Below are 10,650 nucleotides of genomic sequence, written 5' to 3'. Positions count from 1 at the left end.
AAAAAGCCGGACTTAAATAAGTCCGGCTTTTTTATACTTTACTGAGATTACTCAGCCGCTTCTGCAACTGGTCGATCAACCAATTCAACATAAGCCATAGGAGCGTTGTCTCCAGGACGGAAACCGCATTTTAGAATGCGAACGTAACCACCTGGGCGAGCTTGGTAACGAGGACCAAGTTCAGAGAACAATTTACCTACTGCATCTTTGCTACGAGTACGAGCAAAGGCAAGGCGACGATTCGCAACGGAATCAGTTTTCGCCAATGTGATCAAAGGCTCTGCAACACGACGAAGCTCTTTAGCTTTCGGCAACGTAGTTTTAATGACTTCGTGCTCGAATAAAGAAGCAGCCATGTTTTTGAACATCGCTTTACGATGCGAGCTAGTACGGTTTAAGTGACGTCCACTCTTACGATGACGCATTATTCATTCCTTACTAAACTACTTAGGTCAATACAATAATGACCTAGCGAGCTAGTACTTTGCTATCGTCTTTCAAACTAGCCGGTGGCCAGTTCTCTAAACGCATTCCCAAAGACAAACCACGCTGTGCTAAAACATCTTTAATTTCAGTTAATGATTTCTTACCTAGGTTTGGCGTCTTAAGAAGCTCAACCTCAGTACGTTGAATCAAATCACCGATGTAGTAAATGTTTTCTGCTTTCAAACAGTTAGCACTTCGAACGGTCAATTCAAGATCATCAACCGGGCGTAGCAAAATTGGATCGATTTCATCCTCTTCTTCTTCAACAGGTGCTTCGCTTTCGCTCTCAAGAGCAACAAAAACAGCGATTTGTTGTTGAAGAATAGTCGCTGCGCGACGGATTGCTTCTTCAGGATCGATCGTACCGTTAGACTCGATGTCTAGGACAAGTTTGTCTAGGTCAGTACGTTGCTCAACACGAGCGTTATCAACACTGTAAGCAACACGACGTACAGGGCTAAAAGAGGCATCCAGTTGCAGGCGGCCAATTGGACGAGTCTCATCGTCGCCAGCAACACGAGCATCAGCAGGCTCATAACCACGACCACGTGACACTTTGATCTGCATGTTTAATTCAGCAGTATCATCTAAGTGCGCGATGACGTGATCAGGGTTAGCAATCTCTGCATCTGCAACCAACTGAATATCACCAGCAGTTACAACACCAGGACCCTTTTTACTTAAAGTAAGAGTTGCTTCATCTTGCCCGTGTAGAGCGATCGCAACTCCTTTTAGGTTAAGAAGAATCTCAATTACATCTTCTTTAACCCCTTCAATTGCGCTGTATTCGTGCAATACACCGTCGATTTCAACTTCAACAATTGCGCAACCAGGCATTGAAGACAATAGGATGCGACGTAACGCATTTCCTAGAGTATGGCCAAAACCACGCTCAAGCGGCTGTAAAGTCACTTTAGCGCGAGTGTTACCCAATTCTTGAACTTCAATGTTGCGTGGGGTTAACAATTCGCTCACTGAACGCTGCATAGATCCACCTATTTCCTAATCCCAACTACCGGCTTACTTAGAGTAAAGCTCGACAATTAGGTTCTCATTAATTTCAGCTGATAAATCGGCACGTTCTGGAGCTGCTTTGTAAGTAGCTTCCAATTTAGTTGAATCAACTTCGATCCAGTGGATCGGTGCGCGATTTTTAGATAGCTCTAGTGCGCTTTGTACACGCAACTGCTTCTTAGCTTTTTCACGGATAGACACAACATCACCAGCTTTAACTTGGTAAGATGCGATGTTAACCGTTTGACCGTTAACTAGAATGCCTTTGTGGCCAACTAGTTGACGGGCTTCCGCACGTGTAGAACCAAAACCTGCGCGGTATACAACGTTATCTAAACGTGACTCCAAAAGTTGCAGAAGGTTTTCACCAGTTGCACCTTTGATACGAGCAGCAGATTTGTAGTAGTTACGGAATTGTTTTTCAAGAATGCCGTACATACGGCGAACTTTTTGTTTCTCACGTAATTGTAAGCCGTAATCAGAAAGACGACCACGACGTGCACCGTGCACACCAGGAACTGTTTCTGCTTTACATTTAGACTCAAGAGCGCGTGAACCGCTCTTCAATTGCAAGTCGGTACCTTCACGACGAGACAACTTACAAGTTGGACCTATATAACGAGCCATATGTCTGTCTCCTCAATTAAACGCGACGTTTCTTAGGTGGACGGCAACCGTTGTGCGGGATTGGCGTCACATCTGTGATGTTATTGATACGCAAGCCCAATGCATTCAATGCACGAACTGCGGACTCACGACCTGGGCCAGGGCCCTTGATCATTACGTCAACGTTTTTAAGGCCGAATTCTTGTGCGACAGCACCGGCACGTTCCGCTGCTACTTGAGCTGCGAAAGGAGTACTTTTACGAGAACCGCGAAAACCAGAACCACCGGCAGTCGCCCAAGACAATGCATTGCCTTGACGGTCGGTGATAGTCACGATCGTGTTGTTAAATGACGCGTGTACATGAGCAACACCGTCGACAACCGTCTTTTTGACTTTTTTCTTGGTATTGCGCGTAGCTGGCTTAGCCATATTGCACTTTTCCTATTTAATGCTCAGCTCTAGTTATCTCTGTAACTAGAGCGAAACGCGTTTATATTACTTACGAATTGGCTTACGAGGGCCTTTTCGTGTGCGAGCGTTCGTTTTGGTACGTTGACCACGAACAGGTAGGCTGCGGCGGTGACGAATACCGCGATTACAACCTAGGTCCATCAAACGTTTGATAGACATACTGACTTCACGGCGCAGATCACCTTCTACAGTATACTTAGCAACTTCGCCACGAAGTTGGTCAAGCGTTTCATCGCTTAGAGATCCGATTTTGTCAGTCTCTGCAACACCTGCAGCAGCGCAAATTGCGCGCGAACTAGTGCGACCAATTCCGAAGATGTAAGTCAGAGAAATGACCGCATGTTTATTGTCAGGAATATTGACACCGGCTATACGAGCCATTCACTTTACTCCGTTGTTATGGATGATAAATCATCACTTTACATAATTAGGGCGGCTGATTATGCCTACTTTTAGACTATAAATCAACCACCCTATCCTATCATCGAGCAAACTAATAAATTAACCTTGACGTTGCTTATGTCTTGGTTCTGTTTTACAGATCACTCGAACTGAACCGTTACGACGAACGACTTTACAGTTACGACAGATTTTCTTTACAGATGCACGTACTTTCATGTTCAACTCCAACCTATGCTTAGCGCATTAGGCCATTTGGACCATAACCAGTCAGATTAGATTTCTTCATTAATGACTCATATTGCTGACTCATCAGATGACTTTGAACTTGCGACATAAAGTCCATGACAACCACGACTACGATCAACATAGACGTACCGCCAAAGTAGAATGGAACATTCCACGCAACAACAAAGAACTGAGGCATCAGCGACACTAGCGTGATGTATAAAGCACCAAACAGTGTCAAACGAGTCATAACACCATCAATATATCGAGCTGTATGATCGCCTGGACGAATACCCGGTAAAAAAGCACCGGACTTTTTCAAGTTATCTGCCACATCTTTAGGGTTGAACACCAGCGCTGTATAAAAGAAGCAAAAGAAAACAATTGCTATCGCAAATAACAGCACATAGAGCGGTTGCCCAGGAGCTAGCGCTAAAGAGACATTTTGCAACCATTCCATTCCTTCACCTTGACCGAACCATTGGCCGATCGAAGCAGGGAATAGTAGGATACTTGAAGCAAAGATAGGTGGAATTACGCCCGCCATGTTCACTTTAAGTGGTAAATGACTCTTTTGTGCGGCAAACACTTTTTTGCCTTGCTGTCGTTTCGCATAGTTAACCGTAATACGACGTTGACCACGTTCGATGAAAACAACAAACGCAATCGTCGCTATGGCTAAAATACCAATCAACAACAGAGCGAGAATATTAATATCGCCTTGACGAGCCGACTCAAAAGATTGACCTAGAGCTGCAGGTAAACCCGCTACGATACCAGCAAAAATAAGAATGGAAATACCATTACCAATGCCTTTCTCAGTAACCTGTTCACCTAACCACATTAAGAAGACAGTACCAGCGACCAGAGTTACAACCGCGACTGCGTAGAACTCTAAACCACTGCTAAAGGAGATACCTTGGCTTGCTAAACCCACTGCCATACTGGCAGATTGAACAAGGGCAAGTAACACCGTACCGTAACGAGTGTATTGGGTAATCTTACGACGCCCAGCTTCACCTTCTTTCTTAAGTTGCTCTAGCTGCGGACTCACAACCGTCAATAACTGCATAATGATAGAGGCAGAAATATAGGGCAGAATACCTAGAGCAAAGATACTCATACGCTCTAGTGCGCCCCCTGAGAATACGTTAAATAAACTCAGAATTGTGCCTTCATTTTGATCAAACAGTGCTGACAGCCTATCAGGATTAATTCCTGGCACAGGGATGTGTGCACCGATTCGGTATACAATAATTGCTAGAAACACGAAGCGGATGCGAGCCCAAAGCTCGCTCAAGCCACTTTGCATTCCAGCGGGTAGTGAGCCACGCTTTGCCATCTATTCCTCGACTTTTCCGCCAGCCGCTTCGATAGCAGCACGAGCACCTTTAGTCACTTTAAGACCACGAACAGTAACCGCTTTGTCGATAGAACCAGACAAGATTACGCGCGCAGATTTAATTTGGTGACCAAGAATGTCGGCGCTTTTCAGAGCAGCCAAATCTACAACTTCAGCATTTACAGCAGCAAGTTCGTTTAGACGAACCTCAGCAACATACTTTGCCTGACGTGAAGTAAAACCAAATTTTGGCAGACGTTTCTGCAAAGGCATTTGACCACCTTCAAAACCAGGTTTTACTGAGCCACCAGAGCGAGACTTAAGACCTTTATGGCCACGTCCACCGGTTTTGCCCAAGCCGCTACCAATACCGCGACCAACACGTTTAGGAGCATGTTTGCTACCTTCGCCAGGACGAAGTGTATTTAAGAACATGTTATTCTCCTACAACTTTAACCATGTAATAAACTTTATTGACCATACCGCGAACAGAAGGAGTGTCTTCTAGTTCACGAGTTTGGCCAACCTTACTAAGACCCAAGCCTTTAACTGTTTCACGGTGCTTTGGAAGACGACCGATCGGGCTACGGGTTAATTGAACTGTGATGGTTTTATTTGCCATGTCACATTACCCCAAAATTTGATCGACTGACTTACCGCGTTTTGCCGCGATTTGCTCAGGTGCTTTCATGTCCTGCAAACCTTTGATCGTAGCGCGAACTACGTTTACTGGGTTTGTAGATCCGTAACATTTTGCTAATACGTTGTGTACGCCAGCGATTTCAAGAACCGCACGCATAGCACCACCGGCGATAACACCAGTACCTTGAGAAGCAGGCTGCATGTAAACCTTAGATGAACCGTGATTGGCTTTAACAGGATACTGAAGAGTATCGCCATTTAGCTGCACAGACACCATGTTACGGCGAGCTTGTTCCATTGCTTTTTGGATCGCTTGAGGCACTTCACGTGCTTTACCGCGACCAAAGCCAACCTTACCATTTCCATCACCGACAACTGTTAGAGCTGTGAAAGAGAAGATGCGACCACCCTTTACAACTTTAGCAACGCGGTTTACTTGAACTAACTTCTCTTGCAAGTCGCTAGCTTGTTGTTCGTTAACTGCCATTTGCTACCCCTTAAAACTCTAGACCGGCTTCACGTGCAGCGTCAGCTAGTGCTTGAACGCGACCGTGGTATTTGAAGCCAGAACGGTCAAAAGCGACCGAAGTGACACCTGCTTCTTTAGCTCGTGTAGCAATCAAAGTACCTACTTCTTGAGCAGCTGCTTTGTTACCAGTCGCTGTAGCACGTAGAGCTTCTTCAAGAGTAGAAGCGCTCGCTAGAACCTTGCTACCGCATGGAGAAATTACTTGAGCGTACATATGGCGTGGTGTGCGATGTACAGTAAGACGATTCGCACCTAACTCACGAATGTGCAAGCGCGCACGGCGTGCACGACGAATTCGAGATTGTTTTTTAGTGTTCATGAATGCTTACCTACTTCTTCTTAGCTTCTTTACGACGAACGTATTCGTCAGCATAGCGAACACCTTTGCCTTTATAAGGCTCAGGCGGACGGAAACCGCGAACTTCTGCAGCAACCTGACCAACGACTTGCTTATCAATGCCTTTGATCACGATTTCTGTTTGTGAAGTACATTCAGCTGTAATGCCTTCAGGAAGTTCGTAGTCAACTGGGTGAGAGAAACCCAGAGACAGGTTAAGTACTTTGCCTTTAACAGCAGCACGGTAACCTACACCTTGAAGAAGCAATTTTTTCTCAAAACCTTGGCTAACACCAACAACCATGTTGTTTACCAAAGCGCGAGTTGTACCAGCTAAGGCACGGCTTTGTTTAGCACCATCGCGGGCAGCGAAAGTGATAACGTTTTCTTCTTTTTTCACAGCAACGCTTGCGTGAACATTAAACTCTAGTGAACCTTTACCACCTTTAACAACAAGGTTTTGGCCATCAAGAGTCAAATCTACACCGCTAGGAAGCGTCACAGGACTATTAGCAACTCGAGACATACTAACTCCTAGAATACAGTGCAGATTACTTCGCCACCGATACCAGCAGCACGAGCTGCACGGTCAGTCATCACACCTTTAGAGGTAGAGATGATTGCAACACCTAGGCCAGCTTCTACTTTAGGTAGATTGCTAGAACCTTTGTATTGACGCAAACTTGGGCGAGATGCGCGTTTAATTTCTTCGATAACCGGCTTACCTTCGTAGTATTTCAACTCGATAGTTAAAGTCGGCTTAACCGCTTCGTCTACAGAAAAGCTAGTTACGTAGCCTTCTTCTTGTAGAACAGAAGCAACTGATGCTTTCATTTTTGATGAAGGCATGCTCACAGTGGTCTTTGCGGCCATCTGTGCATTACGGATGCGTGTAAACATATCCGCAAGGGTATCTTGCATACTCATTTAAGAGCTCCTAATTGAAAAAACCATTGTGCAGCAAATAGAGCTCGCGCATAGTACACAGCAGCGAGCAGAATGTCCAGCTTTTAGACACTCCACTCACTGCAATGTATTATGATCGCGCTCTACTTGCTTACCAACTAGCTTTCTTCAAGCCTGGTACGTCACCGCGCATCGCTGCTTCACGCAGTTTGATACGAGACAAGCCGAAACGACGGTAAACACCGTGTGGACGACCTGTTACTTGGCAACGATTACGTTGGCGTGAAGAAGATGAATCGCGTGGAAGTGCTTGAAGCTTCAAGGTAGCTTCCCACTTTTCATCGTCCGATGCATTAACGTCGCTAATGATCGCTTTTAGAGCAGCACGCTTTTCAGCGTACTTTGCTACTAACTTGGTGCGTTTTGCTTCGCGTTGAACCATTGAAACTTTTGCCATGATTCCTACCTCTTATTTCTTGAAAGGGAAATTAAAGGCGGCTAACAAAGCACGACCTTCTTCGTCGCTACGAGCAGTAGTAGTGATTGTGATATCTAAACCACGTACACGATCTACTTTATCGTAATCGATTTCTGGGAAGATGATCTGCTCTTTAACACCCATGCTGTAGTTACCACGACCGTCGAAAGACTTAGGATTAAGTCCACGGAAGTCACGGATACGTGGAATAGCTACATCAACCAAACGGTCGAAGAAATCCCACATACGCTCACCACGTAGCGTTACTTTACAACCGATCGGGTAACCGTCACGGATTTTAAAGCCTGCTACTGATTTACGTGCCTTAGTTACTACAACTTTTTGGCCGCTAAGTGCTTGTAGATCGTTTACCGCATGTTCAAGAAGTTTCTTGTCTGCGATAGCTTCACCAACACCCATGTTCAATGTGATTTTAGTGATACGAGGCACTTCCATCACATTTTTGTAGTCAAACTCTTGAGTAAGAGTTGAAACTACTTGATCTTTATAAACTTGCTTAAGTCTCGCCATGGCTATAATTCTCGCTCTTAGGCGTCGATCGCTTCACTATTTGATTTAAAGATACGTACCTTAGTACCGTCTTCATTCAATTTAAAGCCGACGCGATCCGCTTTGCCAGTAGCTTCATTGAAGATAGCTACATTAGAAATTTGGATAGGTGCTTCTTTTTCAACGATTCCACCAGTTGTGCCCTTCATAGGGTTTGGCTTCTCGTGCTTCTTCACAGTGTTAACACCGGAAACAACAACACGGCTTTCGTCTACTACCTTAACCACTTTACCGCGCTTGCCTTTGTCTTTACCGGCAATCACGATAACTTCGTCGTTACGTTTGATTTTACGCATAATGTCCCCTCTCCCTCTTACAGCACTTCTGGTGCAAGAGAAACAATTTTCATGAATTGCTCTGTACGCAACTCACGTGTTACAGGGCCAAAGATACGAGTACCAAGTGGCTGTCCTGAAGCGTTAAGTAGAACCGCTGAGTTTACATCAAAACGGATTACAGAACCATCTGGACGACGAACACCTTTCTTAGTTCTTACGACAACAGCGTTAAGAACCTGCCCTTTTTTAACACGACCACGAGGGATCGCTTCTTTAACTGTGACCTTAATAATGTCACCGATAGCAGCATAACGACGATGTGAGCCACCCAGTACTTTTATACACTGAACACGCTTTGCGCCGCTGTTATCTGCAACATCAAGCATCGATTCTGTTTGAATCATTACTGCTCTCCAATCAAATTAGATAACAAGTCTCACGAGTGGGCAGCTTAAACAGCTGCCGCTTTCTCAACAACTTGAACCAGATTCCAAGTCTTAGACTTAGAGTAAGGACGTGTTTCTACGACCTTAACGGTATCACCGATCTGACACTCATTGTTTTCATCGTGAGCGTGTAGTTTTGTTGAACGACGAATAAACTTACCGTATAGAGGGTGTTTTTCAGTACGCTCAACAAGTACCGTGATGGTTTTATCCATCTTGTCGCTAACTACTTTACCAGTAGCTGTACGCGCTTTTGTCTCTGCCATCTTAGTTACCTGCCTTATCGTTTAGCACGGTTTTAACACGTGCGATATTGCGGCGAACTTGTGAGAGCAAATGAGTTTGCGCTAACTGACCAGTGGCTTTCTGCATACGCAGAGTAAATTGCTCACGTAGTAGTTCGATCAAGGTCGCTTGTAGCTCTGCTACAGACTTTTCTTGCAGTTCTTTTGCTTTCATCTACATCACCGTACGCGTTACGAAAGTTGTGGACAGAGGAAGCTTAGCAGCAGCTAATGCGAATGCCTCGCGAGCTAGCTGTTCTGAAACGCCCTCAACTTCATAAAGCATTTTACCAGGTTGAATTTGAGCAACCCAGTATTCCACGCTACCCTTACCTTTACCCTGACGAACCTCAAGAGGTTTCTGAGTAATCGGCTTATCAGGGAACACACGAATCCAGATTTTACCACCACGTTTGATGTGACGAGTCATTGCACGACGCGCCGCCTCAATTTGACGAGCAGTGATACGACCGCGAGCAGTCGATTTCAAACCGAATTCACCAAAGCTAACTTGATTACCGCGCAATGCTAAACCGCGGTTGCGGCCTTTCTGCATTTTGCGGAATTTAGTACGTTTCGGTTGTAACATGACTTACCCCCTACTTAGACTTCTTCTTTTGTGCGCCTTTATCAGCACGCACTTGTTCAATACCGCCCAAGATTTCGCCTTTGAAGATCCACACTTTAACACCGATGATGCCGTAAGTTGTGTTTGCTTCATAAGTAGCGTAGTCAATGTCTGCGCGTAGTGTGTGTAGAGGCACACGACCTTCACGGTACCACTCAGCACGTGCGATTTCTGCACCGCCTAGACGACCACTTACCTGAACCTTGATACCTTTCGCGCCTGCACGCATAGCATTCTGTACTGCACGTTTCATAGCACGACGGAACATAACGCGACGCTCTAGTTGGCTAGCAATGTTTTGCGCAACCAATTTCGCGTCCATTTCAGGCTTACGAATTTCTTCGATGTTGATGTGAACTGGAACGCCCATCATCTCAGAAACTGCATTACGTAGTTTCTCAACATCTTCACCTTTCTTACCAATCACAATACCTGGACGGGCAGTGTGAATTGTAATACGAGCTGTTTGAGCAGGACGTTGAATCTCGATACGAGAAACAGAAGCCTGAACCAATTTTTTCTCCAAGTACTCACGAACCTGAAGATCATTTAATAGCAGCTTAGAGTAGTTTTGATTGTTCGCATACCAAGTAGAAGTATGATCTTTAACTATCCCTAGGCGTATACCAGTTGGATGAACCTTCTGACCCATTGGGTTTCTCCTAATTAGTCAGCGACTTTAACTGTTATATGGCAACCGCGTTTTAAAATACGGTCAGCACGGCCTTTAGCACGTGGCATAATACGTTTCAGAGTCATAGCCTCGTCAACGTACGCCGTAGATACACGCAAGTCATCTATATCAGCACCTTCGTTATGCTCAGCATTAGCTACAGCAGACTCTAGCACCTTCTTGACAATTACTGCCGCCTTTTTAGGACTGAACGTTAGAATGTCCAGTGCTTCGCTAACAGATTTGCCGCGGATTTGATCTACAACCAAACGGGCCTTCTGCGCTGAGAGGCGAGCACCTTTTAATGAAGCGCTTACTTCACTCATGTTAAT

At 45.2% G+C, this 10,650-nt stretch carries 22 protein-coding genes; all 22 read right to left on the bottom strand.

Annotated elements, in window-relative coordinates; translation table 11 throughout:
- Window positions 1-47: 47 nt before the first annotated feature.
- Entirely contained in the window at window positions 48-425 is a 378-nt protein-coding gene (rplQ, locus tag ACYVGZ_RS04825; RefSeq protein WP_460751980.1) for a 50S ribosomal protein L17, read from the bottom strand.
- A 43-nt stretch (window positions 426-468) separates the two neighbouring features.
- On the bottom strand, window positions 469-1,473 hold the full coding sequence (locus ACYVGZ_RS04820) for a DNA-directed RNA polymerase subunit alpha (protein WP_460751979.1): 1,005 nt from the start codon (window positions 1,471-1,473) through the stop codon (window positions 469-471).
- Between the two features lie 33 nt (window positions 1,474-1,506).
- The gene (rpsD, locus tag ACYVGZ_RS04815) at window positions 1,507-2,127 is read right to left on the bottom strand and encodes a 30S ribosomal protein S4 (RefSeq protein ID WP_460751976.1); all 621 of its coding nucleotides are present in this window, start codon (window positions 2,125-2,127) and stop codon (window positions 1,507-1,509) included.
- 16 nt (window positions 2,128-2,143) lie between these two features.
- Complete coding sequence (gene rpsK, locus ACYVGZ_RS04810; protein ID WP_009836290.1) at window positions 2,144-2,536, bottom strand: 30S ribosomal protein S11; 393 nt, start codon at window positions 2,534-2,536, stop codon at window positions 2,144-2,146.
- Window positions 2,537-2,602: 66 nt separating this feature from the next.
- Window positions 2,603-2,959, bottom strand: a complete 357-nt coding sequence (gene rpsM / locus ACYVGZ_RS04805; protein WP_460751972.1) for a 30S ribosomal protein S13 — start codon at window positions 2,957-2,959, stop codon at window positions 2,603-2,605.
- Between the two features lie 120 nt (window positions 2,960-3,079).
- Complete coding sequence (rpmJ, locus tag ACYVGZ_RS04800) at window positions 3,080-3,196, bottom strand: 50S ribosomal protein L36 (RefSeq protein ID WP_460751969.1); 117 nt, start codon at window positions 3,194-3,196, stop codon at window positions 3,080-3,082.
- 19 nt (window positions 3,197-3,215) lie between these two features.
- Window positions 3,216-4,547, bottom strand: coding sequence for a preprotein translocase subunit SecY (secY, locus tag ACYVGZ_RS04795; RefSeq protein WP_460751966.1), 1,332 nt, complete (start codon window positions 4,545-4,547; stop codon window positions 3,216-3,218).
- Window positions 4,548-4,982, bottom strand: a complete 435-nt coding sequence (gene rplO, locus ACYVGZ_RS04790) for a 50S ribosomal protein L15 (protein WP_460751963.1) — start codon at window positions 4,980-4,982, stop codon at window positions 4,548-4,550.
- Between the two features lies 1 nt (window position 4,983).
- Window positions 4,984-5,169: a 50S ribosomal protein L30 gene (gene rpmD, locus ACYVGZ_RS04785; RefSeq protein ID WP_460751960.1), complete on the bottom strand. Its 186-nt coding sequence runs from the start codon at window positions 5,167-5,169 to the stop codon at window positions 4,984-4,986.
- A gap of 6 nt (window positions 5,170-5,175) precedes the next feature.
- Entirely contained in the window at window positions 5,176-5,676 is a 501-nt protein-coding gene (gene rpsE / locus ACYVGZ_RS04780) for a 30S ribosomal protein S5 (RefSeq protein ID WP_460751957.1), read from the bottom strand.
- A 10-nt stretch (window positions 5,677-5,686) separates the two neighbouring features.
- The gene (gene rplR, locus ACYVGZ_RS04775) at window positions 5,687-6,037 is read right to left on the bottom strand and encodes a 50S ribosomal protein L18 (RefSeq protein ID WP_460751954.1); all 351 of its coding nucleotides are present in this window, start codon (window positions 6,035-6,037) and stop codon (window positions 5,687-5,689) included.
- A gap of 10 nt (window positions 6,038-6,047) precedes the next feature.
- On the bottom strand, window positions 6,048-6,581 hold the full coding sequence (gene rplF, locus ACYVGZ_RS04770) for a 50S ribosomal protein L6 (RefSeq protein WP_460751951.1): 534 nt from the start codon (window positions 6,579-6,581) through the stop codon (window positions 6,048-6,050).
- A gap of 8 nt (window positions 6,582-6,589) precedes the next feature.
- Window positions 6,590-6,982: a 30S ribosomal protein S8 gene (gene rpsH, locus ACYVGZ_RS04765; RefSeq protein ID WP_460751948.1), complete on the bottom strand. Its 393-nt coding sequence runs from the start codon at window positions 6,980-6,982 to the stop codon at window positions 6,590-6,592.
- A 130-nt stretch (window positions 6,983-7,112) separates the two neighbouring features.
- Window positions 7,113-7,418, bottom strand: a complete 306-nt coding sequence (gene rpsN / locus ACYVGZ_RS04760; protein ID WP_013797829.1) for a 30S ribosomal protein S14 — start codon at window positions 7,416-7,418, stop codon at window positions 7,113-7,115.
- Window positions 7,419-7,430: 12 nt separating this feature from the next.
- A complete protein-coding gene (rplE, locus tag ACYVGZ_RS04755; protein WP_460751945.1) occupies window positions 7,431-7,970 on the bottom strand; it encodes a 50S ribosomal protein L5 in 540 nt (179 codons plus the stop codon).
- A 17-nt stretch (window positions 7,971-7,987) separates the two neighbouring features.
- Window positions 7,988-8,305: a 50S ribosomal protein L24 gene (rplX, locus tag ACYVGZ_RS04750; RefSeq protein ID WP_460751943.1), complete on the bottom strand. Its 318-nt coding sequence runs from the start codon at window positions 8,303-8,305 to the stop codon at window positions 7,988-7,990.
- A 17-nt stretch (window positions 8,306-8,322) separates the two neighbouring features.
- Window positions 8,323-8,691 carry a 50S ribosomal protein L14 gene (rplN, locus tag ACYVGZ_RS04745; RefSeq protein ID WP_445977677.1) on the bottom strand — a complete coding sequence of 123 codons (369 nt, stop codon included), beginning with the start codon at window positions 8,689-8,691 and terminating at the stop codon, window positions 8,323-8,325.
- 47 nt (window positions 8,692-8,738) lie between these two features.
- Window positions 8,739-8,999 carry a 30S ribosomal protein S17 gene (gene rpsQ, locus ACYVGZ_RS04740; protein ID WP_110577371.1) on the bottom strand — a complete coding sequence of 87 codons (261 nt, stop codon included), beginning with the start codon at window positions 8,997-8,999 and terminating at the stop codon, window positions 8,739-8,741.
- Between the two features lies 1 nt (window position 9,000).
- The gene (gene rpmC / locus ACYVGZ_RS04735; RefSeq protein ID WP_110577370.1) at window positions 9,001-9,192 is read right to left on the bottom strand and encodes a 50S ribosomal protein L29; all 192 of its coding nucleotides are present in this window, start codon (window positions 9,190-9,192) and stop codon (window positions 9,001-9,003) included.
- On the bottom strand, window positions 9,193-9,606 hold the full coding sequence (rplP, locus tag ACYVGZ_RS04730; protein WP_013659455.1) for a 50S ribosomal protein L16: 414 nt from the start codon (window positions 9,604-9,606) through the stop codon (window positions 9,193-9,195).
- 10 nt (window positions 9,607-9,616) lie between these two features.
- Window positions 9,617-10,297: a 30S ribosomal protein S3 gene (gene rpsC / locus ACYVGZ_RS04725; RefSeq protein WP_460751938.1), complete on the bottom strand. Its 681-nt coding sequence runs from the start codon at window positions 10,295-10,297 to the stop codon at window positions 9,617-9,619.
- 14 nt (window positions 10,298-10,311) lie between these two features.
- Window positions 10,312-10,644 (bottom strand): 50S ribosomal protein L22, encoded by a 333-nt coding sequence (gene rplV / locus ACYVGZ_RS04720; protein WP_460751935.1) that lies wholly within the window; start codon window positions 10,642-10,644, stop codon window positions 10,312-10,314.
- Window positions 10,645-10,650: the final 6 nt, after the last annotated feature.

It is taken from the genome of Marinomonas epiphytica (assembly GCF_054780655.1).
Note: the sequence above shows the minus strand (reverse complement) of the source record. Positions and strands in the feature narration are given on the sequence as shown.